This is a genomic window from Sphingomonas sp. 37zxx (assembly GCF_000786205.1).
Classification (GTDB): Bacteria; Pseudomonadota; Alphaproteobacteria; order Sphingomonadales; family Sphingomonadaceae; genus Sphingomonas.
Genome location: NZ_JROH01000002.1, coordinates 31,290 through 56,189, shown reverse-complemented (window position 1 = coordinate 56,189; position 24,900 = coordinate 31,290). Strand labels below are relative to the sequence as shown.

Below are 24,900 nucleotides of genomic sequence, written 5' to 3'. Positions count from 1 at the left end.
TTGCGAGTTCGGGGTCGACAGCGCCCCGCGCTGTCGAGGATGTGCCGGGGGCACATCCGACCCCGGACTGGGTCGGGGGTGGGCCGGGAGTCTCACCGAGCGCGAAGCTGGACGATAGCCCCACCCCTAGCCCCTCCCGCAAGCGGGAGGGGGATTTGGCCAACCCTGTCGAAGCCGCCACCGAACCCTTCGGCACCGAATCGACAGATCGCCATCCCGATGAACTCGCCGCGCGCGCGCTCGATCATGCCGCTGGTGACGATTCGATCCCGCAAACCGGCGAGGAAGACCCGCTGGTCGAGGTCGATCAGGCGAACTTCACCGCCAGTGTCGGCGATTTTGCCCGGTCGCAGCGCGAACACGCCCCCGGCTATGCGCCCGAGCCTGCCGAGGCCGCGCTGGCCGCAGCGCTCGACGCCGCCGAACCGCGCGCCGCCGCCGCGATCGCTGCCGAGGATTTCGCCGAGGCGATGACCGCGCTGGCATCGCTGCGCGCGCCGATCGACCAATTCTTCGAGACGGTGACCGTCAACGATGCCGATCCCGCCAAGCGCGCGGCGCGGCTGACGCTGCTCGCGCGGATGCGCGACGCGGTGCATGCGGTCGCCGATTTTTCGAAGATCGACTGATAAATATTAAAGCCCTCTTCCCTTTGGGGAGAGGGTTGGGAGAGGGGCAGTTCGCACATCAAGCAAGGGCCGGTAAGAGAGGACTGCCCCTCTCCCCGGCCCTCTCCCCGCAAGCGGGGAGAGGGAGATATTATGACGCAATATATCTATCGTTTCGGTGGCGGGGTTTCGGACGGCGGCAAGGGCGACAAGAACCTGCTGGGCGGCAAGGGTGCGAACCTTGCCGAAATGGCATCGATCGGCCTGCCGGTGCCGCCGGGTTTCACGATCAGCACCGCGATGTGCACCCGCTATTATGAGGAAGGCCAGACCTTCCCCGACAGCGTGCGCAAAGAAGTTGCGAACGGCCTGCGGCACATTGAGGGGATTACCGGCAAGCTGTTTGGCGATGCCGCCAATCCGTTGCTGGTGTCGGTGCGATCGGGTGCGCGGGTTTCGATGCCGGGCATGATGGATACCGTGCTGAATCTGGGCCTCAACGACGCGACGGTTGAGGGGCTGGCGGCGATTTCGGCCGATCCGCGCTTTGCCTGGGACAGCTATCGCCGCTTCATCCAGATGTATGCCGATGTCGTGCTCGAACTCGATCATGGCCGGTTCGAGGAAGCGCTGGAAATCGCCAAGGAAGACCAGGGCTTCTACCTCGACACCGAATTGAGCGCCGACGATCTCAAGAAACTGGTCGCCGAATACAAAGCGCTGGTGCAGGAATTATGGGGCAAGCCCTTTCCGCAGGACGTGCATGACCAGCTTTGGGGCGCAGTCGGCGCGGTGTTCGGGTCGTGGCAGTCCGAGCGGGCGAAGGTGTATCGCCGGCTGAACGACATTCCGGGCGACTGGGGCACCGCGGTCAACGTCCAGGCGATGGTGTTCGGCAATATGGGTGACACCAGCGCCACCGGCGTCGCCTTCACCCGCGATCCCTCGACCGGGGCGAACGGCTATTATGGCGAATTCCTGATCAATGCGCAGGGCGAGGATGTCGTCGCGGGCATCCGCACCCCGCAATATCTGACCAAGGCGGCGCGCGAAGCCGCCGGGGCCAAGCCAGCCTCGATGGAAGAGGCGATGCCGCAGGTCTATGGCGAACTGGCGCATACTTTCGACCTGCTCGAGCGGCATTATCGCGACATGCAGGACATCGAATTCACCGTCGAACAGGCCAAGCTGTGGATGCTTCAGACGCGCAGCGGCAAGCGCACGGCCAAGGCGGCGCTGAAGATCGCGGTCGACATGGCCGAGGAAGGGCTGATCACGCAGGAGGAAGCGGTGCTGCGCGTCGAACCATCGGCGCTCGACCAGTTGCTTCATCCCACGCTCGACCCCGATGCCCCGCGCGATGTGCTGACCAAGGGGCTTCCCGCATCGCCGGGGGCGGCATCGGGCAAGGTGGTGTTCGACGCCGACACCGCCGAGCGCGCGGCGGCCAATGGCGAGGACGTGATCCTCGTCCGCGTCGAAACCAGCCCGGAAGATATTCACGGCATGCACGCCGCCAAGGGTATCCTCACGGCGCGCGGCGGCATGACCAGCCACGCGGCGGTGGTTGCGCGCGGCATGGGGCGTCCGTGCGTATCGGGTGCAGGCACGCTGTCGATCGTCGCCAAGGACAAGATCATGCGCGTTGGCGCCGACGGTTCTTGGCGTGAGATTCGCGAGGGCGACATTTTGACGATCGACGGCACCACCGGCGAAGTCATGGCGGGCGCGGTGGCGACGATCCAGCCCGAGCTGGCAGGCGATTTCGGCACGCTGATGGTGTGGGCCGACAAGGTTCGCCGGCTGAAGGTGCGGACCAACGCCGAGACCCCCGATGATTGCCGCACCGCGCGCGAATTCGGGGCCGAAGGCATCGGCCTGTGCCGCACCGAGCATATGTTCTTTGAAGCCAGCCGGATCACGTCGGTGCGCCAGATGATCCTCGCCGAAAACGAAGCCGGTCGCCGCGCCGCGCTCGACAAATTGCTGCCCGAACAGCGCAGCGATTTCGCCGAGATTTTCGAGGTGATGGTGGGGCTGCCCTGCACCATCCGCCTGCTCGATCCGCCGCTGCACGAATTCCTGCCGCATGAGGAGGCCGAGTTCGAAGATGTCGCCACCGCCACCGGGATCGACATTGACAAGCTCAAGCGCCGGGCGGCCGAGCTGCATGAATTCAACCCGATGCTGGGCCATCGCGGGTGCCGGCTGGGCGTGACCTATCCCGAAATCTACGAAATGCAGGCGCGCGCGATCTTCATGGCGGCGTGCGACGTCGCCGAGAAATCGGGCGAGGCGCCGGTGCCCGAGGTGATGATCCCGCTGGTCGCCACCCGCCGCGAACTCGAACTGATGAAGCTGGTGGTCGACAAGGCCGCCGCCGAAGTCTTTGCCGAACGCGGGCGCACGATCGAATATCTGGTCGGCACGATGATCGAACTGCCGCGCGCGGCGCTCAAGGCCGGTGAGATCGCCGAGCAGGCCGAATTTTTCAGTTTCGGCACCAACGATCTGACCCAGACGACATTGGGCGTCAGCCGCGACGATGCCGCGCGCTTCCTGTCGGTTTACGTCGAAAAGGGCATTTACGCGCGCGACCCGTTTGTGAGCATTGATGTCGAAGGCGTCGGCGAACTGATCGCGCTGGCTGCCGAGCGGGGAAGGGCAACCCGGCCCGACATCAAGCTGGGTATTTGCGGCGAGCATGGCGGCGACCCGGCGAGCATCGCGTTTTGCGAACAGGTCGGGCTCGATTACGTCAGCGCCTCGCCCTATCGCGTGCCGATCGCGCGGCTGGCGGCGGCGCAGGCGGCGCTGCGTAAATGAAGCAGCGCCTGACCCGCCAGCGGATGGACATGGTTGGCCCGGTCCATCCTTATGTCGCCTTTGCAGCGGTCATATTGTTCGACGTGCTGCTGTTGGCCGCGATCACCTTGGCGCTGGTGGTAACCGGCGACAAGGTGGAGGACGTGATCGCGCCGGGTGGGCCGGAGTGGGTGACGCTGTAGCCAGGCGACCGCTTCAGGCGAAGCGGCTCGCATGTTCATCGTCATTGCCCTGGCGCAGCAATGCCGCCTGTTCGCGCCATTGCTGCTGCGCGATCCGCCCGCGATCGAGGCCTAGCCGCGATTCGACATCGGCTTCACCTTCGGGAACCAAGGCTTCGATCGCGGCATAGGTCTTGATTCCTTCGTGCCGCAGCGCTTGCTCGGTGTGGTCGTCGATGCCGCGAATGCGCGACAGATTGTCGCGTCCCCAGCCGAAGAAGCCGTTGCTGTGCGACGTGGTTTCGGCGGCAACCGGTGCAACCACCGTTTGTGACGAGGTCCAGCGTTCGCGGTCTCGCTCGATCTCCCTGATCCGGGTATCGCGTATTGCCAGCTCGTCGCGCGTCGCCTGGTGCGCGGCTTCCTCGGCGCGGAAGCGTTCCTTCCACTTGCGGCCACCCGGATGGCTGGCAAGGCCAAAGAGCCAGCCTGCGATCAGGCATAATGCCAGCACCGCGAATTGGGTTGGGGTCGAGAAAAGCATGCGGAGTCCCTCCTGTTACGGAAGGTCAACGATCAGGGAGACGAGTGCGTTCCCATGATAGCTTCTATGACTATTTGATCAGTGCGTCGCTGATGTCGCAGGCCGCCGGCCCCAGAATGACGATGAACAACACCGGTAGTATGAACAGGATCAGCGGGATCGTCATGATCGCGGGCAGCCGCGCTGCCTTTTCTTCGGCGCGCATCATGCGTTCGTTACGGAACTCGGCGGACAAAACGCGCAGTGCCGAGGCGAGCGGCGTGCCGTATTTCTCGGTCTGGATCATGGTGGTGACCACGCCTTTCACCGCATCCAGATTGATCCGCGTCGACAGATTCTCGAACGCCTGCCGCCGATCGGACAGGAACCCCAGTTCGATCGCAGTCAGCTGAAATTCTTCGCCAAGCTCGGGATAGGCACGGCCGAGTTCCTTGGCGACGCGGTGAAAGGCGGCATCGACGGTCAGGCCGGCTTCGGCGCAGATCACCAACAGGTCGAGCGCGTCGGGCAGCCCCTTGCGGATCGCGTCGGAGCGCTTGGTGATCTTGTTTTGCAGATACAGGTCGGGGGCCTTGTACGAACCGATAAAGCTGGCCGCGACCAGGCCATAAGCTTTCAGCGGGCTCCAATCGGCAAAAGCCTCGGTGCCATAGACCCAATAGAGCGTCGGGCCGCCGATGATGATCGGCAGCACCATGCGCCCGAAAATCACCGCGACCGCCCAATCCTTCGATCGGATGCCCGCCTGCAACAATTTTTGCTGCGCTACCTTGAGCTGCGAATCCTGCAGTACCTTGAGCGACGACAGCACGCTTCGCATGCGATCGGTGGTGTCGTTTTGTTGCACCAGCTTGGCGCGGCGCTTGCCGGTCGAGGCGGTGATGCCTGCCTTTAATTGCTCGCGGCGGTCTTGCAGCGCCTTGACCCGTTTGGTCATCGGATCGCGCACCGTCGTTGCGACATAGATCGCGACCATCACCGCAAAGGCAGCGATCGCCGCCAGGAAGGTGGCGACGGTGATGACGTCGATCCCCAGGATCGTGGGACCAGCACCCGGTTCCATCAGCGTGCGCCTCTCATCGGATAGTGCCTCATCAGATTTCGAAATCGACCATCTTGGCCATGATGAACGCGCCGATGCTCATCCACACCAGGCCACCGCCGCCAGCGACCATCAGCCGTTCATCGACGAAGAATTCCTGCATGTAGGATGCGTTGATGAACCAGATCAGGCCGAAGACGATGAACGGCAGCGAGCCGACGATATAGGCCGATGCCTTAGATTCGGACGACATCGCCCGGATCTTGAGCTTCATCTGCATCCGCTTGCGCAGCACATCAGCGAGGTTCGCCAGCGTTTCGGCGAGGTTGCCGCCGGTCTCGCGCTGGATCGCGATGGTGATGACGAAGAACTGGAATTCGGCGGTGCCCAGCCGATCGGCGGTTTCCTGAAGCGCGATGTCGAGCGTGCGGCCGATCTTCATCTTGTCGGCGACCGATCGAAACTCCTCGCCCACCGGCCCATCGACCTCACCGCCGACCACCGCGATGGTTTCGGTGATCGGCAGGCCGGATCGCAGGCCGCGCACCAGCAATTCGATCGCGTCGGGGAACTTGGCGTTGAACCGGGCGATTCGACCCTTGATCGTCTTGCCCACCCAATAATGCGGCAGCCCCGCCCCGACGAACACCCCCAGCAACAGGGCAAGCAGCGGCGGCAACCCACGGAGCCACAAGCCAAGCGCGACGACGACGAACAGCCCCAATGTCACCATGCCATATTGGCCGACGGTCCAGCTCTTGCCGGTCATCGCCAGCCGCTTTTGCAATTCGGCAGGGTTGGGCAGCAGACGGTTTGCGATCCGGTCGAAGCCGGTCGATTGCCGCCGGTTGGAGATGCGGCGAAGCTGGGCCTCCATCAGGCCACCATTGGCAACGCTGGCGTGGCGATCACGCACTGCCGTCAGCCGGCGAGCGCCGGCGCGGGCGGTCGACGGCCCGGTGAAGGCGAACACCAGCAAGGCCAGCACCGCGAACACGCCCAGCATCACCATCAATAGCGGCAGGAACTCGGTGCCGATGATCGCCTCCTTCAGATCATGCCGCGCGATGATCGCACGGGCACGCTCACTTCTTTGTCTTGCTCGGCATCCGCAGGTTCAGCTTGCCCAGCAACGATCCACCCTTGGCCGCATCGCCCTTTTTTGCCTTGGGGGCGGGGCTTGCGGTGTCGCTGGCGGCGCTGATCGACAAAAGGCGGGTGGCCAATTCGGCGATGGGTGCGACGGTCTTGGACCCCCGGCCAGCCTCGGCCAGCGGTTTGCCCAATTTGGCTGCCTGCGCCCCCAGTTTCTGGTCGAACGGCACCACGACGTCGATCTTGCGCTCGATCGAGGTTTCGAAATCCTTGCGCGAGATTTCCAGTGACGCGACATGGACCCGGTTCGCCAGCATGATGATCGTCGTCTGCGGCGCGTTGGTTTTGAACCAGGACAGGATGCGGATCGCATCGCGTGCGGCCGCCAGCGTATATTCGGTGACGATCACCGCCACCTGGATGTCGGCCAGCAGATGCGGGAATTGGACCAGCATCGCGCGCGGCAGATCGACCACCGTGGTTTCAAATGCCGACCTGATTTCTTCCTGCAACTGGAAAAACGCGGTGCCGTCGTTCATCACCGGCGAATGGATCGGCGCTTCGGCCGACAATACCGCCAGCTTGTCCGACGATCGCACCATCGCGCGTTCGATGAACAGCCCGTCGATCCGGCTTGGGTTTTCGATCGCGTCGGTCAGCCCGCGCCCCGGTTCCAGATCGAGCGCGAGGGCGCCGGTGCCGAAATGCACATCCAGATCGAGCAGCGCGGTGGTGCGCCCGCTCTTGTCGCTCATCAGCCATGCGATCGAGGTCGCCATCGTCGACGCGCCCACGCCGCCGCGCGTGCCGATCACCGCAATCGCGGTGTGCGCGCGGTCGGCGCTGGCCTCCGCCGTCTTGGGCGCATTCAGCATCGCATGAACCTGCGCGAAAGTTTCGCGCAGCGCATCGGCGTTCAGCGGCTTTAATAGGTAATCATGAATGCCGCTGGCCACCAGATCGCGATACAGGCGCACGTCGTTGACCTGCCCGCAGGCGATCACGACGGTGCCGGGTTCGCACACTTCGGCCAGCCCGTTGATGTCGTTCAGCGGATCGCCGCTTTCGGACAGGTCGACGAACAGGATGAAGGGGCTGGCCGACACCGACAGCGTCTGCACAGCATTGCGCAAGCCGCCCTTGTTCACCTTTTCGGGTGCCCAGCCTTGTTCGACCGCGACGCTTCGCATCGTTTCGGCGGTGTTGTCGTCGCACACGAAGGCGACGAAGGGATCGCGCGTCGTTGCCGAACGTGCGGGAGTCCAGGGGGCGTTCATCTTAGTTATTCCCCCCGCCGGCGGCGGCTGCGGGCAGGGCGGCACCCGCCTCGACCTTACGTTCGCGCAGCGCCTGGATCGGCTTGGTCGCGGTGACTAGGTCGGTCACGTCGGCACCCCGGCGACCGCGCACGAGGTCTTCGGGCTGCGCGACCATTGCGGCCAGATTGCTGTTGATGCCGCAACCGAAGTTGGACGAAGTGTGGGCACCGTAATTGGGCTCGGCCATCCGGCTATAATCCGGGCAGCTCGGCACCGTGGCGATGGTGCGGCTGAGGACCACTCTCACCGTGCCGGGGGTCAATGCACCGGCGGTGATCGGCGCGGTGTCGGCCAGCAACAGGCCATAGCGCGAAGCCTCTGCGGCGACGACGGCGCGGGCGGCTGGATCGTAAGCAGGTTGATCATCGACCGATAGCCGATCACCATAGCCTGCCTGAAGCGAGGCGAGCCAGCCTGCCAGCCGGGCGCGCTCGCCCTCAGCCAATCCCTGGCCTGACGACTGCACGTCGAACACATAATCGGTGCGGCTGACCACCGGCTGGTGGACTGAATCGACGCTGCGGTTGAGCGTGCCGCCACAGCCGGCCAGCAATGCGGCGGGCAGCAGGATCGCAGCGAGGCGAAGGTGCGGATGCATGACGATGTCTCTCCCGTACCGGGTCAATTGACGCTGAAGCCGGGAGCGGCGTCGCCCCGGACCTTCTTTGGCTTGCGGCGCGCCGGCGCGGCAGCGAACGGATCGGGCAGCGGCGCGGCGATTGCCGGTTGCTGGCCGGTTGGCGGCATGGCCGGGGCGGCGGGCAGCAGCGGCGCGCTCGCGCCAAAGCTGGGCGCGGCCACCGTCGGCGGGGCCATGCTCGGCTTGGGCCGTTCGCCGTTGGTCGTGCCGCCGTTCAACTGGCCAAGCAGGATGCGCTCGACATCGCTTGGCGTCTTATAGCCATCGGTGGGCAGGGCGATCTGGTTGGCATCGACCGGCTTCACCAGATATGGCGTGACGACGATCACCAATTCGGTTTCCTGCCGGCGAAAGCCGTTCGACCGGAACAGCGCGCCCAGGATGGGCAAATCGCCGACGCCGGGGGTCTTTTCGATCTGGTTGTTGTGGTTGTTTTGCAGCAGCCCGCCGATCATGAAGCTTTGGCCCGAGCCGAGTTCGATCGTGGTTTCGGCCCGGCGCGTAGTGAGCGCGGGGATTTGTGTCCCGTCGATCGTGACCGCGCCTGCCGACGACAGTTCGGAGACTTCGGGGCGCACCCGCAGCGAGATCCGGCCATCGGCCAAGACCGTCGGCGTATAGGCCAGGCTGACGCCATATTGCTTATATTGCACCGCGACCGCGCCCAGACCCTGGTTGATCGGGATCGGGATTTCGCCGCCGGCAAGGAAGGTGGCGGTTTCGCCCGACAATGCGGTCAGGTTCGGATTGGCCAGTGTCGTGACCTGGCCGATCGTCTCACCCAGATCGAGCGAGGCGAGCAGATCGGTGCCCAGGAACCGCCCCGCGGCGCCAATCAGCGTGCTGCCGCTCAGTTTCTGGGGGAAGTTTACGAGGGTGCCGCCCGGTACCTGCCCGTTGACGTCGACAGGCGCGTTGGGCTGCCCCGGCACGCCGGGTACCGTCGCGATCGTACCCTGCCGTCCTTGTGAGATGCCGAACAGGAATGATCCGGTGTCACGGTTGGTCAGGTTGACGCCGATATTCTTGACGAAGCTGCGGCTGACCTCGGCGATCCGCACTTGCAGGTTCACCTGGAGCGGCGTCGCGGTCCGCAGCCGCGACACGACCTTGGTCTGGTCGCCCACGAACGCCTGCACCAGCCGTTCGGCTTCGGCACCGTCGGCCGGGTTGGCGATCGTGCCGGTCAGCAGGATCAGCCCGTTCATCGGCGTCGCGGTGATGTCGGCTTCGGGCATCGCCAGGTTGAGCATGCTGCCGACGCTGTCGAAATTATTGCCGACGCGCAGGTTCGACGAATAGGCGACCTTGCCCGCCTTGGTCACGGCATAGACCGTGGTTTCGCCAGCCGCCTTGCCGAACACCCAGAACTGGGTTGGCGAACGGACGGTGACGTCGGCGATACCGTCGCTGGCGACGAACACATCGGTGATCGGTTCGCGCACGGTGATAAGCTGACCGCGTCCGGTGCTGAGTTGCAGCATGTTGCTGGGCGCGCTGACATTTTGGGCGATAGTGGGCATCGATGCACCCAGCGCGCCGGTGGCAGCGGCGAGCGCGAGCGCCGTTCGCAGCGAAGATCGAATCTTCGTCATGTTACTTCTTTCCCCCGACTTCGACTGCAGTCACGGCGGTGCCGCGTGAAACGCGAACCACCGGCCCCATGCCGCCCGATACCGGGGCGGCTCCCGGTGCCATGCCCGGCATGGCGGCAGGTGCGCCGACATTCCCTGATCCTTCGGCGCTGCGCCCCGGCACGCTGCTGCGCTGGAAGCGCGATACGTCGGCACCGGTGGATACGCTCGAGCGCGCCTCGATCGGGCGGGCAGCGAGGCTAGCCAGCATCGCCTTTTCGGCGCGTGGATCGTCGGTCTGCGGCACGCTGACTTCGCCCGACGCAATCGCTTCTTCCAATTCGGCGGTATTGTCGGCGATCGAGCGCAACGAGAGCGACAGATCGCCGACGGTCTGCGCGACCGCGATTTTCTCGGCGATCCGGGGCGTTACCTCGACGGTGACGGTCGAATAGGTCGATACCACCGATTTGCCCGCCTCGTCGGTCTGGTTGTCGACTCGCTGGTCAGTCGCCAGCACGCGCAGATTGCGAAGCACCGTTTCGGATGCCTTGAGCGGCGGGCCGTCGCCGCCGCCGGGGACCGATTGGGTGAGGATCAGATCAACCCGGTCGCCGGGAAAGACAAAGCCCGCGACCGCGCTTTGCGCCGATACCGGCACGGTGACGGCGCGCATGCCCGGCCCCAGCGCCGCCGCCAGGAAGCCGCGATCGCCGGGCCGTACCAGCGATCCTTGCGCGATCGGCTGGCCCGCGGGCACCGCGAAGCGAACGACGGTGCCCTGCAGCGCCTTCAGGTCGGTCTTGCCCTCCAGATGATAGGCGTTTTCGATCAATTCTTCGGGCCAGGGCTGAAACCGCATCGAATCGGGGCCAAGGATGGTGCCGACCGGCAGCGCGCGGGTGGCAACCAGCACCTTCACGCTGCTAACGGGGCCGGCCTGTACCTGCGCGCCGGCCACCGGGGCCGAACTGCCCAGCATCAGCGTGCGCGCCATGAACGCGGTGATCGCCGCGATGACGAGCGCGCCCACCAAAAGAATGATTTTCCGTCCATCCATGACAGTTCAGGCCTTTTCAGATACGGGCCGGTTGCTCCCATTTTGGGTAGTCAACCAAAATGGTTAAAAACTGGTTCGCTTAACGTCAGCAGCGCGGCGCAAGCGATTGCGACGCCGTAAGGAATTTCGGGTTGTTCGCTGATGCGCCGGCGCCTGTGATCGACCAGCATCACCAGCGTGATCGCACCGCCGACCAACGACATCACCACCAGCAGCCACAGCAGCGAATGCAGCGGAAACCAAAGCGCCAGCGCCGCGATCATCTTCACATCGCCGCCGCCCATCATCCCGGCAGCGAAGGCGGCCGCGAACAAAGCAAAGACCAGCAGCGCCAGGCCAAGCTGGATCGCCATGCCCGGCCACATCGGCAGGCCGATCGCGACCCACCAGGCGGGGGCCAGCAGCGCGATGGCGGCGTTCTTCCAATTGGCGATCTCGCGGTGGCGCACATCTTCGATCCCGGCTGAAACCAGGATGCCGGCCAGCACAACCGCCAGCCCCCAAGCGAAAACTTCCCCCATGTCGGCTATTCCCTAGACGACACGGCTTTCTAAAAAGTAACCACCGCACATGGCAGGTTTTGAGGCACTTCGGCGCGCGATCCCGATCGGCGCGCATATTTCGCGATGGGCGGCACCCGATGGCTGGGATCATCGCCGCTTCGACTGGCCTTCACAGCGCGATTCTGCGCGCGGTTCGATCCTGTTCCTGGGCGGGCGCGGCGATGTGTTTGAGAAATATATCGAAACTTTCGGGCATTGGCACGCACAGGGCTGGTCGATCGCCAGCTTCGATTGGCGCGGGCAGGGTGGGTCGGGCCGCTGTTCGCCCGCAGCGCATTGCGGGCATGTCGAATCCTTCGCCGATTATGGCACCGATCTCGCGGCGTTCTGGCGCGAGTGGCGCGAGGGCACGCCTGGGCCGCATGTCGTGATCGGCCATTCGATGGGCGGCTATCTGGTGCTGCGTGCGCTGGTCGATTCGGTATTCGCCCCCGACGCGGCGGTGCTGGTCGCGCCGATGCTGGGACTGAAGGGGCCGGTCGCCGCGCGGCTGGGCGAAGGGCTGGCGGCGCTGATGCTGCGGCTGGGCGATCCGGCGCGCGCGGCGTGGAAGGGCAATGAGCGCCCGGCGACGACCGAAACGCGCCAGACGCTGCTGACGCATGACGCCGATCGCTATGCCGACGAAATCTGGTGGCAACTGGCCGACCCGCTGCTGATGACCGGGCCGCCAAGCTGGAACTGGGTGGCGCAGGCGTTCACCCAGACGCGGCTGTTGCGGCAGGATGCGCGGCTGGCGGCGATGTCGGTGCCGCTGCTTGGGCTGATCGCCGATGCCGATCGGCTGGTCGATCCGCGCGCGGCGATCGCAACCCTGGGACAATTGCCCGATAGCGAAATCTGTCGTTTCGGCGCAGAGGCGGCGCATGAAATCCTGCGCGAAGCCGATCCGGTGCGCGATCGCGCGCTGGCGGCGATCGACCGCTTTCTTGATGCAAGGGCAGCTGCATGACGTATGACATCGCAATCGTCGGCGGCGGTATCGCCGGGGCGAGCCTGGCGGCGGCGATCGGCGGCGATGCCCGCGTGCTGTTGCTCGAGGGTGAGGATCAGCCGGGCTATCACGCCACCGGGCGATCGGCGGCATTCTGGTCCGAAACCTATGGTGGGCCGGGGGTACAGCCGCTCACCACCGCGTCGGGGCCGATTCTGCGCGATCCGCCGGCTACGCTTGGCGGGGTCAGCTTTCTCAAACCCCGCGGCGAATTGTTCATCGCGACCGAGGAGGACGCCGGCGCGCTCGATGGGTTCCTGGCCGAATTTGCCGCGTCGGGCGTGGTGCTCGACCGAGTCGATCCGCATGCGATGCTGCCGGGGCTGCGACCGCAATGGACCCAGGCGGTGTATGAACCCACCTGCATGGACATCGATGTCGGCGCGCTGCACGGTGCCTATCTGTCGCAGGCCCGGCGGGGCGGCGCGACGTTGGTCAGCAGTGCGGGGTTGATCGCTGCGACCCGCTCCGCCGGGGCCTGGCGGCTCGAAACTCGCGCGGGCGGGTTCGAGGCGGGGGTGCTGGTCAACGCCGCCGGCGCCTGGGCCGATCCGGTCGCCAGCATGGCGGGTGTCGCGCCGTTGGGGATTGCGCCGCTGCGACGGACGATGGTGCAGTTGCGGGTCGATCCGCCGATGGCCGCCGATGCGCCGCTGGTTCGCGACGGCCGCGACCGGTTTTATTTCAAGCCCGAAGCCGGCGGCCGCGTCTGGCTGTCGCCGCATGACGAAGTGCCCGACACGCCGCGCGATGTCGCCCCCGAAGACATCGACGTCGCCATCGCGATCGACCGGTTTGAAGGTGCAGTCGATTGGCGGATCGAGGCGGTCGAGCGGCGCTGGGCCGGGCTTCGCAGCTTCGCGCCCGATCGGTTGCCGGTGTACGGTTTCGATCCACGCGCCGAGGGGTTTTTCTGGTTCGCCGGGCAGGGCGGTTTCGGCATCCAGACCGCGCCGGCTGCGGCGGCACTGGCGGCCTCGCTGCTGCTACAGCGCGAGCGCGCCGACTGGATCGCCGGGCTGAACGCGGCGGCCTATGCGCCCGATCGGCTGCGATCGCCGACCTGATCATTCGCACCTGGTAGGCAATGGTCGGAGCCGGCTGCGCGGGTCCGTATATTTCCCAATGTTGAGCACGATCGCGGCGCTCTAACGACCGCGGCACGCCTGGCGCAGTCGCCGCCGGTGATGTTTCCCGTGTTCAACGAGGTAATGATGATCAAGTTCACGCTATGCGCAGCGGTTGCTACCTTCGTCCTTTCTGCGCCGGTGGCAGCGCAGTCCGATCCCGGCCGGGTCGGGGTACAGCGCGGTGACGTGCTGCTGCGCCTTCGCGGCATCGTCGTCGCGCCGAATGAGCGGTCGAGCGGCATCGTGCCGACGTTCCCGACCGAGCGCGCCAGCGTCAACAATTCGGTGATGCCCGAAATCGACGTGACCTATATGGCCACCGACCGGATCGGCTTCGAACTGATCGCCGCGACGACCAAGCATGATGCATCGGGTGTTACGGGAACCACCGGGTCGATCGGCAAGCTTGCATCGACCTGGGTGCTGCCGCCGACGCTTACTGCGCAATATCATTTCAACCCCACCGGCCATGTCCGCCCCTATGTCGGCGCGGGCGTCAATTATACCGTGTTCTGGAATGAAAAGGCATCCGACGGGCTTGAGGCGGCGGTCGGGGCGACGCGGGTGCGTATGAGCGACAGCTGGGGACTGGCGGCGCAGATCGGTGTCGACATCGACGTGACGCCGCGCATGTTCGTCAATTTCGACGTCAAATATATCGACATCGACACCACCGCGCGGCTCCGCACCACCGCGATCGGCGAGCAGTCGCTTCGCCTGCATCTCGACCCGCTGGTGGTCGGGGCCGGGGTCGGCCTGCGGCTGTAAGCCCGAGCAACATCGCGGCGCGGGAGCATACGTAACCAAGTTACGTATATTTGCGAATGGGGGGCAGCCCCCCCGCGCCGCTAGGCAGCAGCCGACCAAGGCGGGGGCTTACGAAATGTACGCAACGATATTTGAAAGCGCGATCGATCGGCTGCATGCCGAAGGGCGATACCGCATGTTCATCGACATATTGCGGACCAAGGGCGCGTTCCCCGATGCGCGCTGCTTCGCGGGGCATAATGGCCCCAAGCCGATCACCGTCTGGTGTTCGAACGATTATCTCGCGATGGGCCAACACCCCAAGGTGATCGCAGCGATGGAGGAGGCGCTGCACGATGTCGGCGCCGGTTCGGGCGGCACGCGCAACATCGGTGGCAACACCCATTATCACATCGCGCTCGAGCAGGAACTGGCCGATCTGCACGGCAAGCAGGCCGCGTTGCTGTTCACCAGCGGCTATGTCTCGAACGAAGCAACGCTATCTACGCTGGCGCGCGTGCTGCCCGGCTGCATCGTCTTTTCTGATGCGTTGAATCACGCTTCAATGATCGCCGGCATCCGTCATTCGGGATGCGCGAAGGCGATCTGGCGGCACAATGATCTGGCGCATCTAGAGGAACTGCTCGCCGCCGCCGATCCAGACGCGCCCAAGCTGATCGCGTTCGAAAGCGTCTATTCGATGGACGGCGATGTCGCCCCGATCGCCGCGATCTGTGACCTGGCCGACAAGTATAACGCGCTGACCTATCTCGACGAAGTCCATGCGGTCGGCATGTATGGCGCGCACGGCGGCGGCATCTCCGAGCGTGACGCGGTCGCCGAGCGGGTTTCGATCATCGAAGGGACGCTGGGCAAGGCGTTCGGGGTGATGGGCGGCTATATCGCCGCTGACCGCACGGTGATCGACGTGATCCGCAGCTATGCGCCGGGGTTCATCTTCACCACCAGCCTGTCGCCGGTGCTGGCCGCAGGCGCGCTCGCCAGCGTGCGGCACCTGAAGCAATCGACCGCCGAGCGCGAAGGCCAGCAGGCCGCCGCCGCATCGCTGAAGGCGATGCTGCGCGATGCCGGCCTGCCGCTGATGGACACAGCGACGCATATCGTGCCGCTGATGGTGGGCGATCCGGTGCGCGCCAAGCAGATCAGCGACATCCTGCTCGCCGAATACGGCATCTATGTTCAGCCGATCAATTACCCGACCGTTCCGCGCGGCACCGAAAGGCTGCGCTTCACACCCGGCCCATTGCACGATGCTGCGATGCTGCGGGCGCTAACCGATGCGCTGGTCGAAATCTGGTACCGCCCCGCATTCCGAAAGGCCGCATGATGCACGGTTCGAGAACCCCGAATACCGCGGCGGGCGATGCGCCGCCGCCCTCTGTGTTCGCACAGATTCGCTATCCGCAGGACGATGTGCTGCTTCGCGCGGGCCTGTGGCTGTTCGCCGGCATGGCGGCGGTCGTATTGGCGGCGGTCGCGGTCGATACCCCGTTCAGCGTCCATATGATGATCGTCGCGCTGGCAGGCTTTGCAGCCGCGGCCATGACGATGCGCCAGGTCGGCACGCCCGCGCTGAGCGCTGCCGCACAGGCGGCGCAGGCGACCGAATATTATGACGACGTCATCCGCTGGGGGGTGATCGCCACCGTATTCTGGGGCGTGGTCGGCTTCCTCGTCGGCATCGTCATCGCCTCGCAGCTTGCCTATCCGCTGCTGAACCTCAGCAGCGAATATACGACCTTCGGGCGGCTGCGCCCGCTGCATACCTCGGCGGTGATCTTCGCCTTTGGCGGCAACGCCCTGCTGTGCACCAGCTTCTATGTCGTCCAGCGCACCTGCCGCGCGCGACTGGCATTCCCCGCGCTCTCGCGGTTCGTTTTCTGGGGATACCAGCTGTTCATCGTCCTGGCGGCGACGGGCTATCTGATGGGCGTTACCGAGGGCCGCGAATATGCCGAGCCCGAATGGTATGTCGATATCTGGCTGACGATCGTCTGGGTCAGCTATCTGGCGATCTTCATCGGCACGATCGTCCGCCGGTCTGAGCCGCATATCTATGTCGCCAACTGGTTCTACCTCGCCTTCATCATCACCGTGGCGATGCTGCATCTGGTCAACAATCTGTCGCTGCCGGTGTCGCTGGTGGGATCGAAATCCTATTCGCTGTTCGCCGGTGTGCAGGATGCGCTGACCCAGTGGTGGTACGGGCATAACGCGGTCGGTTTCTTCCTGACCGCCGGTTTCCTTGGCATGATGTATTACTTCGTGCCCAAACAGGCCGAACGCCCGGTCTATAGCTATCGCCTGTCGATCATCCATTTCTGGTCGCTGATCTTCCTCTACATCTGGGCCGGCCCGCACCACCTTCACTACACCGCGCTGCCCGATTGGGCGCAGACATTGGGTATGGTGTTCTCGGTCATGCTGTGGATGCCCAGCTGGGGCGGCATGATCAACGGCCTGATGACGCTCAACGGCGCATGGGACAAGATCCGCACCGATCCGATCATCCGCATGATGGTGTTCGCGCTCGCCTTTTACGGCATGAGCACCTTCGAAGGCCCGCTGATGTCGATCAAGAGCGTCAATTCGCTCTCGCACTACACCAACTGGACGATCGGCCATGTCCATTCGGGCGCGCTCGGCTGGAACGGCATGATCACCTTCGGCGCGCTCTATTACATGGTGCCGCGCCTGTGGGGACGCATGCGGCTCTATTCGCTGCGGATGGTCAACTGGCACTTCTGGTGCGCGACGCTGGGCATCGTGCTCTATGCCTCGGCGATGTGGGTCGCTGGCATCACCCAGGGGCTGATGTGGCGCGAATATGGCGACGACGGCTACCTCGTCTATGCCTTCGCCGAAGTCGTCGCCGCGATGCATCCCTATTACCTGATCCGCACTGCCGGTGGCCTGCTCTACTTCGCCGGCGCGCTGTTCATGGTCTGGAACGTCTGGATGACGATCAAAGGCAAGCTGCGCGACGAGGCACCGATGTCGTCGCCGGTGTTCGATCCAGCGAAGGATCGCCCGGCCCCGGCTGCCGCCATCGCCCCCCATGCCACGCTCGACGGCACCGCCGTCGCTGCCGCCCGATAGGAAGTTCGCCATGGCAAGCATTGTCCAGCGTCACAAGAAGATCGAACGCAACGTCACGCTGCTGGCTGCGCTCGCGCTCGTTACCGTCGCGATCGGCGGCATCGTCGAAATCGCGCCGCTGTTCTGGATCCAGTCGACGGTGACCAAGGTCGAAGGGGTTCGACCCTATACCCCGCTCGAGCTGGTCGGACGGAACATCTATATCCGCGAGGGCTGCTATGGCTGCCACAGCCAGATGATCCGCCCGTTCCGCGACGAAACCGAACGCTATGGCCATTACAGCCTGGCTGCCGAGAGCATGTATGATCACCCCTTCCAATGGGGATCGCAGCGGACCGGCCCCGATCTGGCGCGCGTCGGCACCCGCTATTCGGACGAATGGCATGTCCAGCACATGAAAGACCCCCGGTCGGTGGTGCCCGAATCGATCATGCCGCCCTATGCCTTCCTGGCCAACCGTGCGGTCGATGCCAAGGACATGGCGAGCCATTTGAAGGTGCTGCGTGCCGAGGGGGTGCCCTACACCGACGAGGACATCAGCAACGCCGTCACCGACGTGTGGACACAGGCACGCGGCGACACCGATTCGACCGATCTGGTGCGGCGTTATCCCGGCGCGCAGGCGCGCGATTTCGACGGCAATCCCAACGTCACCGAAATGGATGCGCTGATCGCGTATCTTCAGGGCCTTGGCGTCCAGGTCGATTTCAAGGCGGCGGCAGCGCGCGAGCTGGCGAAATGAGCACCTATGACATCTTCCGCCATTTCGCCGACAGCTGGGGCCTTGTGATGATGGCCATCGTGTTTGTCACCTTTACCGGCTGGACCTTCCTGCCCTCGGTACGCGACGCGCACCGGACGGCGGCGACCAGCATCTTTGAACAAGAGGACGCGATCGATGGCTGAGCGCAGTCGAATCGACGACAAGACCGGCACCCCCACCGTCGGCCATGAATGGGACGGTATCGAGGAACTCGACACGCCGATGCCGCGCTGGTGGCTGTGGACGCTGTATGCCAGCATCGTCTTCGCGATCGGCTATGCCATCGCGTACCCGGCGGTGCCGATGCTGAACAGCGCGACCAAGGGGGTGCTTGGCTGGTCGAGCCAAGGCGAGCTCGATCGCGACATCGCCAACGAACAAAAGCGCCGCGCGCCGATCATGACCGCGCTTGCGGCAACCCCGATCGATCAGCTGGCGGCCAACCCCAAGCTGTTGGCGGCGGCCGAAGAGGGCGGACGTTCGGTATTCAAGGTGCATTGCGCCGCGTGCCACGGCGCGGGCGCGGCGGGCAGCAAGGGCTATCCCAATCTGAACGACGATGATTGGCTGTGGGGCGGCGACATGGCGGCGCTCGAACAGACGCTGATCCACGGCATCCGTCATCCGGGCGACGACCAGACCCGCATCTCGCAAATGCCCGCTTTTGGCCGCGACGGCATTTTGCAACCGGCGGAAATCGAGGATGTGGTGTCGTTCGTGCGCGTCCTGTCGCGGCAGGACCAGCCAAGTGCGGCGGCGGCACGCGGCGGCGCGCTTTACACCAACAACTGCGCGGCGTGTCATGCCGATGACGGGCGCGGCAATCGCACCGTTGGCGCGCCGAACCTCACCGACAGCATCTGGCTGTTCGGCGGTGACCGCGGTTCGCTGACCACGACGCTCATCAACGGCCGTGGCGGCATCATGCCCGCCTGGGAAAAGCAGCTCGATCCGGTGACGATCAAGATGCTCGCCGCCTATGTCCATTCGCTCGGCGGCGGTGAGCCGTCGCCGGCACCTACTCGTGTCGCAGCCGCGCCGCAGCCCGTTGCCGCGAAGCAGTGACCGAAGCCTCGCCCCTTTCCGTGCCCGGCACTCGCGCCGGGCCGGATAAGACCAAGCAGGGCAAGAGCAAGCCGCCCGGGCTGTTCGAGGCGCGGCGCATGATCTTTCCCAAGGCGGTCGATGGGGCGTTTCGCCGATTCAAATGGGTGGTGATGATCGTCACGCTGGCGATTTATTACATCACGCCGTGGCTGCGCTGGGATCGCGGTCCCTATGCGCCCGACCAGGCGGTGCTGATCGATCTGGCGAACCGGCGCTTTTACATGTTCGCGATCGAGATCTGGCCGCACGAATTCTATTATGTCGCCGGGTTGCTGGTGATGGCGGCGATCGGGCTGTTCTTCGTCACCTCGGCAGTGGGGCGTGCGTGGTGCGGCTATGCCTGTCCGCAGACGGTGTGGACCGATTTGTTTCAGCATGTCGAGCGGTGGATCGACGGCGACCGCAACGCACAGATTCGTCTGCAGCGCGCACCCTGGTCGTTCGCGAAGGTGGCGCGGCGCGTTGCCAAGCATAGCGTGTGGATCGCGATCGGCGTGCTGACCGGCGGCGCGTGGATATTCTACTTCGCCGACGCCCCGACGCTTGCCCCTGCATTGTTCAGCGGCGACGCGCCGATGGTGGCCTACAGCACCGTCGCGCTGCTGACCGCCACTACGTATGTGCTGGGGGGGCTGATGCGCGAGCAGGTCTGCCAGTTCATGTGCCCGTGGCCGCGCATCCAGGCGGCGATGATGGACGAACATTCGCTGACGGTGACGTACAAGGAATGGCGCGGCGAACCGCGATCGCACGGGTTGAAGCGCGCGCAGAGCGATGCGGGGGACGGCCCCGATCCGCTGCGGATCGGCGACTGCATCGATTGCAACGCCTGTGTCGCGGTCTGCCCCACTGGCATCGACATTCGCGGCGGGCCGCAGATCGGCTGCATCACCTGCGGCCTGTGCATCGATGCCTGCGACGATGCGATGCTGCGCGTCGGGCGCGAGCCCAAGCTGATCGGTTATTCCACCCAGGCCGATGACGATGCCGCGCGCGCCGGCAAGCCTTCGGTCGCACCGCTGCGCCGGATGCTTCGTCCGCGCACGCTGGTCTATCTTGGCAGCTGGGGCGCGATCGGTGCCGTGATGCTGTTCGCGCTCGAAACGCGATCGCATCTCGACATCAGCGTGACCCAGACGCGCAACCCGCAATGGGTGCAACTGTCCGACGGGTCGATCCGCAACACTTACACCGTGAAAATCCGCAACATGGAAACACGCCCGCGCCGGGTGGAGATCGCGATAGAGGGCGAGCCCGCCTTGTTGTGGGACGAGCGCGGCAGCCGTGAGACGGCGGGGCGCGCGGTGCAACTCGCGATCGACCCCGATCAGGTCACCAAGGCGCAGTTGTTCGTCGCCGCGCCGGGCGACGGCCCCCAGCATAGCGACCTGCGCTTCACCGTCCGCGCGCTCGACGGCGACCATGCCAGCGCCAGCGACGACAGCCGCTTCGAACGTCCAAAGGGAACGCAATGACCAAGCCATTTACCGGTTGGCACATGACCGCGATCATGGTCGCGTTCTTTGCCGTCGTCGTCACCGTGAACGTCATCATGGCGACGCAGGCGAGCCGGACCTTCGGCGGCGTCGTGGTCGAAAACAGCTATGTCGCCAGCCAGCGGTTCAACGGCTGGCTGGGGGAAGCCCGTGCGCAGGCGCAATTGGGGTGGAGCGTCGAGGCATCGGGCGAGCCCGGCGGGGTGCTGGCGGTCGATCTGCGTGGGCCGGACGGGCCGGTCGATGGCGCGGCGGTGGTGGTGATGGCCGAACATCCGCTCGGCCGGGTTCCCGCCACCCGGCTCGCCCTGGCCCCGGCGCGCGACGGGCGCTATGCCGCGCGCCACGCGCTGCAGCCCGGCCGGTGGATCCTGCGCATCGCGGTCCAGCGCGGCGAGACCGAAGCGCGGTTCAAGCAGGACATCACGCTGTGAACGTAGGCACCGCGATCCGCGCCGCCGATCATCGCACCACGACATTGGTGGTCGAGGGCCTGAGCTGCGCCGGTTGCATCGCCAAGGTCGAGCGCGGGTTGCTGGGGATCGAGGCGGTGTCGTCGGCGCGGATCAACTTCACCACCAAGCGGCTGGCGGTCGCGCATGCGCCGGGGATCGATGCCGATGCGCTGATCGAATCGATCAAGCGGATCGGCTATGCGGCGCATCCGCTGGTCGAGCAGGCAGGCTCGGCAGAGGTGCGCGAAAGCCGCGCCCTGGCCAAGGCGCTGGGGGTGGCGGCGTTCGCGGCGATGAACGTGATGCTGTTGTCGGTATCGGTCTGGTCGGGGGCCGATGGTGCGGCGCGCGAGCTGTTCCACTGGCTGTCGGCGCTGATCGCGCTGCCCGCAATCGCTTATGCCGGGCGGCCTTTCTTCGTCAGTGCGTGGCGCGCGGTGCGGGTCGGGCGGACCAATATGGACGTGCCGATCACGATCGGCGTCGTCGTAACCTGCGCGATGAGCCTGTATGAAACCGCTATCGGCGGCGCGCACGCCTATTTCGATGGCGCGGTGATGCTGGTGGCGTTCCTGCTGGCGGGGCGGTTGCTCGACACGGTGATGCGCGAACGCGCGCAGGACGGCGTCACCGCGCTGCTGCGCCGCCTGCCCGACCAGGTGATGGTGATGGCGACGGATGGCTCGGTCGCGCGGATGCCGATCGCCGATGTCGGTATCGGCGCGCGCATCCTGATCGCGGCGGGCGAACGCATCGGCGTCGACGGCATCGTCGAACAGGGAATCAGCGATGTCGATCGCAGTCTGGTGACCGGCGAGAGCGCCCCCGAACCCATTGAGCCACGCGGGCAGGTGCTGGCGGGCACGATGAACCTGACCTCGCCATTGGTGGTGACCGCGACCGCGCTGGCCGACAGCACCGTGATCGCCGACATTGCGCGGCTGATGGAGGCGGCGGGGCAAAGCAAGTCGCGCTATGTTCGCATCGCCGATCGCGCCTCGCGGCTATACGCGCCCGCCGTTCACACGCTGGCGGCGCTTAGCCTGGCGGGATGGATGATCGCGGGTGCGGGCTGGCATGAATCGCTGTTGATCGCGGTGGCGGTGCTGATCATCACTTGCCCCTGCGCGCTCGGCCTTGCGGTGCCGGTGGCGCAGGTGGTCGCCGCCGGCGCATTGATGCGGCGCGGGGTGCTGGTGCGCGACGGCGCGGCGCTCGAAAAGCTCGCGACGATCGACACGGTGCTGCTCGACAAGACCGGCACGGTGACGCTGGGGCGGCTCGAGCCGGTGTCGGGTATCCCCCAAGACCCACAGGCGCGGCGGATATTGCTGGCGCTGGCGCAGACCAGCCGCCACCCGCTGGCAAAGGCGATTGCCCGGACGCTGGAAGACGCCGGCGTCGCGCCCGCCCTGGCGACGCAGTTTCGCGAGGATGTCGGCAACGGCGTCGAGGGGGTGATCAACGGCGTGACCGCGCGGCTGGGGCGCGCTGCCTGGGTTTCGCCGACGACCGATCCCAGCCAATCGACGACGACCACCTGGTTTCGCATCGGCGACGGCGCGGTGCATCCGATCCTGTTCACCGATGCGACCCGGCCCGACGCAGCGGCGGCGGTCGATCGGCTGCGCGCGTTGCGCCTCAACGCGCAGTTCGTGTCGGGGGACGGCCAGGCGGTGGTCGATGCACTGGCGCAGCAGCTCGGGCTGCCGGCGCGCGCGCAAATGTCGCCGGCGGACAAGCATGATCGCGTCGTCGCGCTTGAAGCGGCGGGGCATCACGTCCTGATGGTGGGAGACGGGCTGAACGACGGCCCGGCGCTGAAGCGTGCGAGTGTCGGCATGGCCCCGGCGGCGGCGAGCGATGTCGGGCGGCAGGCTGCCGACCTCGTCTTCTTTGGCGATCGCCTGATGCCGGTGCCGATCGCCATTGCGGCGGCGCGGCGGACCGCGCGGGTGGTGAAGCAGAATTTCGCGATGGCGATCGGCTACAACGTGCTGGCGGTGCCGCTGGCGATGGCCGGGCTGGTCACACCGTTGGTCGCGGCGCTGGCGATGTCGGGGTCGTCGATCCTGGTGGTGGCCAACGCGCTGCGGCTGCGATCGGCGGCGCGATGAACATCGTCGCCATCCTGATCCCGATCGCGCTGCTGCTGGGCCTGATGGGGCTGGCGGCGTTTTTCTGGGCATCGTCGTCGGGCCAGTTCGACGATCTCGACGGTGCGGCGCTCAGGATATTGATCGAAGACGAGCCGGGGGAAGACCTGCCGCCGGCCAAGGTTCAGGGTGAGCCATGACCGTTCGGGTTGCTGGCGGCGTGATGGCGTTGCTCGCCGCAGCCATGTCGACCGTGTCGCTGGCGGCGGGCAGCGCTACGGGTGAGGCGGTGCTGATGGTGCAGATGTGCGGCGACAATGCCGCCCAGATCCGTATTCCGTTCGACAAGCCGCCACGCGACCGCGACGACATGCCGGCGGGATGCCACATGGCCTGCATCCGCAGCCGGGCAGGCGAGCAATCCGACGAAGAATAATGGCGCGGCGGTGCGACCTGGCCGAAGCCATCAGTGGTCGCTGAGTTCGACGACCTCGAAATCAAAACTTTCCCAGCCACGTTGCCTTGCCGCCTCGCCTGCCGCGACTTTCTTGCCGGTTGCTTCCTTGAGCGAATTGGCGTGGCCCCAGAAAACCTCGGTCTTGCCGTTTTCGAGACGGGCGACGATGCGCCAGAAATGAGAGAATGGCGCGGCGGTGGGGCCGATCGTCTTGCAATAGCCGTCGGCCATCGTTGCGGTGAGATAGCGCTTCTTCCTGGCCATGCCGCATCGATAGCGCCAATGTTCCCGGCCGTCAGCGCAAATGGCTGGGGCGATGCCGATCGGGCATCTCTTGCGCCCGGCCCGGCGGGGACGAGACGAGCGAGTTCCCCCTCTCGACCATCCCGACATCCGCTTCGATCACGCCGTTGCCGGTCGGCCCTAGTGGTCCGATTCTGACATTTGCTACCCCCTTCGGCTCAGTCAGGAGCAAATGTCAGAATCTCCAGGACCACTAGCAATTATGTGATTCTAGTGGATTTTATGATTTTGACATTCGCAGCGAGAGCGTGCCGCAGGCGGGATGCGAATGTCAAAATCAATCCACTAGTGAACGGGTGAGCCGCGCCACGCTGCGCAACTCCATCCCAGCTTCACCGCACAGGCACTCGATCCAGCGTCCTGATCGACGCCAGTCCTGCAGCCGATCGGCCCAATAGGGCGCACCCGGCCAGTGCCGTTCGCCATCTTGCGGCACGCCCTCGATGGGTCGCGCCTGGAGGGTGGCAGCGGCGGCGGGTGCGGCTAGCCCCGGCATCACCGCTATCGCTGGAAAATCACCCGTTGGAGAGTGTGACGGTGCCTGACCAGTTCAGGAAATGCGTGGCGTCGGCCATCGCCGAAATGATCCGGCCCGATTCCGGCGCGGGCGCGACAGTGCAGCGATCCGGACGAATGTTGCGGCTCATTTGCGCGATCACCCCCATGCAGCCAGCATGGCGGATGGTGACGCCCGACAATGTCACGCGATCACTGTGTTCGATGAAGAAGGCGGGCGCGCGCCGACCGGGTGCCGCCGTCTGCTGTGCGCGTAAATGCGCCGGGGCCATATACCAGTGGCC

Annotated in this window: 26 protein-coding genes and 1 pseudogene; 16 read left to right on the top strand and 11 right to left on the bottom strand. The window is 65.4% G+C overall.

Annotated elements, in window-relative coordinates; genetic code table 11:
* Window positions 1-371: 371 nt before the first annotated feature.
* From QU44_RS17635 to QU44_RS01380, 3 genes and pseudogenes are all read left to right on the top strand, one after another.
* Window positions 372-629, top strand: a pseudogene (locus tag QU44_RS17635) (DALR anticodon-binding domain-containing protein); the annotation flags it as partial.
* 132 nt (window positions 630-761) lie between these two features.
* Window positions 762-3,434, top strand: a complete 2,673-nt coding sequence (gene ppdK / locus QU44_RS01385) for a pyruvate, phosphate dikinase (RefSeq protein WP_033919650.1) — start codon at window positions 762-764, stop codon at window positions 3,432-3,434.
* A complete protein-coding gene (locus QU44_RS01380) occupies window positions 3,431-3,616 on the top strand; it encodes a hypothetical protein (protein WP_033919649.1) in 186 nt (61 codons plus the stop codon). Before ppdK ends, QU44_RS01380 begins: the two co-directional genes overlap by 4 nt.
* A 13-nt stretch (window positions 3,617-3,629) precedes the next feature.
* Here QU44_RS01380 and QU44_RS01375 read toward each other — a convergent pair whose 3' ends face one another.
* From QU44_RS01375 to QU44_RS01340, 8 genes are all read right to left on the bottom strand, one after another.
* Window positions 3,630-4,139 (bottom strand): hypothetical protein, encoded by a 510-nt coding sequence (locus QU44_RS01375; RefSeq protein WP_033919648.1) that lies wholly within the window; start codon window positions 4,137-4,139, stop codon window positions 3,630-3,632.
* 70 nt (window positions 4,140-4,209) lie between these two features.
* On the bottom strand, window positions 4,210-5,202 hold the full coding sequence (locus QU44_RS01370) for a type II secretion system F family protein (RefSeq protein WP_197054213.1): 993 nt from the start codon (window positions 5,200-5,202) through the stop codon (window positions 4,210-4,212).
* A gap of 31 nt (window positions 5,203-5,233) precedes the next feature.
* Window positions 5,234-6,187 (bottom strand): type II secretion system F family protein, encoded by a 954-nt coding sequence (locus tag QU44_RS01365; protein ID WP_231621573.1) that lies wholly within the window; start codon window positions 6,185-6,187, stop codon window positions 5,234-5,236.
* 79 nt (window positions 6,188-6,266) lie between these two features.
* Window positions 6,267-7,553, bottom strand: coding sequence for a pilus assembly protein CpaE (locus tag QU44_RS01360; RefSeq protein ID WP_033919646.1), 1,287 nt, complete (start codon window positions 7,551-7,553; stop codon window positions 6,267-6,269).
* A gap of 1 nt (window position 7,554) precedes the next feature.
* Window positions 7,555-8,193, bottom strand: a complete 639-nt coding sequence (locus tag QU44_RS01355) for a CpaD family pilus assembly lipoprotein (RefSeq protein ID WP_033919645.1) — start codon at window positions 8,191-8,193, stop codon at window positions 7,555-7,557.
* A gap of 23 nt (window positions 8,194-8,216) precedes the next feature.
* Entirely contained in the window at window positions 8,217-9,830 is a 1,614-nt protein-coding gene (locus QU44_RS01350) for a type II and III secretion system protein family protein (RefSeq protein ID WP_033919644.1), read from the bottom strand.
* Between the two features lies 1 nt (window position 9,831).
* Window positions 9,832-10,869 carry a Flp pilus assembly protein CpaB gene (gene cpaB / locus QU44_RS01345; protein ID WP_033919643.1) on the bottom strand — a complete coding sequence of 346 codons (1,038 nt, stop codon included), beginning with the start codon at window positions 10,867-10,869 and terminating at the stop codon, window positions 9,832-9,834.
* 50 nt (window positions 10,870-10,919) lie between these two features.
* Complete coding sequence (locus QU44_RS01340) at window positions 10,920-11,390, bottom strand: A24 family peptidase (RefSeq protein ID WP_033919642.1); 471 nt, start codon at window positions 11,388-11,390, stop codon at window positions 10,920-10,922.
* Between the two features lie 49 nt (window positions 11,391-11,439).
* On the opposite strand from QU44_RS01340, the gene QU44_RS01335 reads away from it, so the two are divergent.
* From QU44_RS01335 to QU44_RS01275, 13 genes are all read left to right on the top strand, one after another.
* Window positions 11,440-12,384, top strand: coding sequence for an alpha/beta fold hydrolase (locus QU44_RS01335; RefSeq protein WP_033919641.1), 945 nt, complete (start codon window positions 11,440-11,442; stop codon window positions 12,382-12,384).
* A complete protein-coding gene (locus tag QU44_RS01330) occupies window positions 12,381-13,493 on the top strand; it encodes an NAD(P)/FAD-dependent oxidoreductase (RefSeq protein ID WP_033919640.1) in 1,113 nt (370 codons plus the stop codon). Before QU44_RS01335 ends, QU44_RS01330 begins: the two co-directional genes overlap by 4 nt.
* A gap of 144 nt (window positions 13,494-13,637) precedes the next feature.
* A complete protein-coding gene (locus QU44_RS01325; RefSeq protein ID WP_033919662.1) occupies window positions 13,638-14,324 on the top strand; it encodes an OmpW/AlkL family protein in 687 nt (228 codons plus the stop codon).
* 115 nt (window positions 14,325-14,439) lie between these two features.
* The gene (gene hemA, locus QU44_RS01320) at window positions 14,440-15,651 is read left to right on the top strand and encodes a 5-aminolevulinate synthase (protein WP_033919639.1); all 1,212 of its coding nucleotides are present in this window, start codon (window positions 14,440-14,442) and stop codon (window positions 15,649-15,651) included.
* Complete coding sequence (gene ccoN / locus QU44_RS01315) at window positions 15,651-17,423, top strand: cytochrome-c oxidase, cbb3-type subunit I (RefSeq protein ID WP_081987796.1); 1,773 nt, start codon at window positions 15,651-15,653, stop codon at window positions 17,421-17,423. Before hemA ends, ccoN begins: the two co-directional genes overlap by 1 nt.
* 10 nt (window positions 17,424-17,433) lie before the next feature.
* Window positions 17,434-18,165, top strand: a complete 732-nt coding sequence (ccoO, locus tag QU44_RS01310) for a cytochrome-c oxidase, cbb3-type subunit II (protein WP_033919660.1) — start codon at window positions 17,434-17,436, stop codon at window positions 18,163-18,165.
* Window positions 18,162-18,329, top strand: coding sequence for a cbb3-type cytochrome c oxidase subunit 3 (locus QU44_RS01305; protein ID WP_033919638.1), 168 nt, complete (start codon window positions 18,162-18,164; stop codon window positions 18,327-18,329). The genes ccoO and QU44_RS01305 overlap by 4 nt, the downstream gene beginning before the upstream one ends.
* Window positions 18,322-19,251, top strand: a complete 930-nt coding sequence (gene ccoP / locus QU44_RS01300; protein ID WP_033919637.1) for a cytochrome-c oxidase, cbb3-type subunit III — start codon at window positions 18,322-18,324, stop codon at window positions 19,249-19,251. The genes QU44_RS01305 and ccoP overlap by 8 nt, the downstream gene beginning before the upstream one ends.
* A 98-nt stretch (window positions 19,252-19,349) precedes the next feature.
* Window positions 19,350-20,768, top strand: a complete 1,419-nt coding sequence (gene ccoG / locus QU44_RS01295; RefSeq protein ID WP_052134215.1) for a cytochrome c oxidase accessory protein CcoG — start codon at window positions 19,350-19,352, stop codon at window positions 20,766-20,768.
* Window positions 20,765-21,223 carry a FixH family protein gene (locus QU44_RS01290; RefSeq protein ID WP_033919636.1) on the top strand — a complete coding sequence of 153 codons (459 nt, stop codon included), beginning with the start codon at window positions 20,765-20,767 and terminating at the stop codon, window positions 21,221-21,223. Before ccoG ends, QU44_RS01290 begins: the two co-directional genes overlap by 4 nt.
* Window positions 21,220-23,361, top strand: a complete 2,142-nt coding sequence (locus tag QU44_RS01285; protein ID WP_033919635.1) for a heavy metal translocating P-type ATPase — start codon at window positions 21,220-21,222, stop codon at window positions 23,359-23,361. The genes QU44_RS01290 and QU44_RS01285 overlap by 4 nt, the downstream gene beginning before the upstream one ends.
* A complete protein-coding gene (ccoS, locus tag QU44_RS01280; RefSeq protein ID WP_033919634.1) occupies window positions 23,358-23,540 on the top strand; it encodes a cbb3-type cytochrome oxidase assembly protein CcoS in 183 nt (60 codons plus the stop codon). Before QU44_RS01285 ends, ccoS begins: the two co-directional genes overlap by 4 nt.
* The gene (locus QU44_RS01275) at window positions 23,537-23,776 is read left to right on the top strand and encodes a hypothetical protein (protein WP_131600853.1); all 240 of its coding nucleotides are present in this window, start codon (window positions 23,537-23,539) and stop codon (window positions 23,774-23,776) included. Before ccoS ends, QU44_RS01275 begins: the two co-directional genes overlap by 4 nt.
* 30 nt (window positions 23,777-23,806) lie before the next feature.
* Here the strand turns inward: QU44_RS01275 and QU44_RS01270 are convergent, their stop codons facing one another.
* The 3 genes from QU44_RS01270 to QU44_RS01265 form a co-directional block, all read right to left on the bottom strand.
* The gene (locus QU44_RS01270) at window positions 23,807-24,061 is read right to left on the bottom strand and encodes a hypothetical protein (RefSeq protein WP_033919632.1); all 255 of its coding nucleotides are present in this window, start codon (window positions 24,059-24,061) and stop codon (window positions 23,807-23,809) included.
* Between the two features lie 316 nt (window positions 24,062-24,377).
* Complete coding sequence (locus QU44_RS18080) at window positions 24,378-24,596, bottom strand: hypothetical protein (protein WP_131600855.1); 219 nt, start codon at window positions 24,594-24,596, stop codon at window positions 24,378-24,380.
* Between the two features lie 19 nt (window positions 24,597-24,615).
* Window positions 24,616-24,888 (bottom strand): hypothetical protein, encoded by a 273-nt coding sequence (locus QU44_RS01265; protein WP_033919631.1) that lies wholly within the window; start codon window positions 24,886-24,888, stop codon window positions 24,616-24,618.
* Window positions 24,889-24,900: the final 12 nt, after the last annotated feature.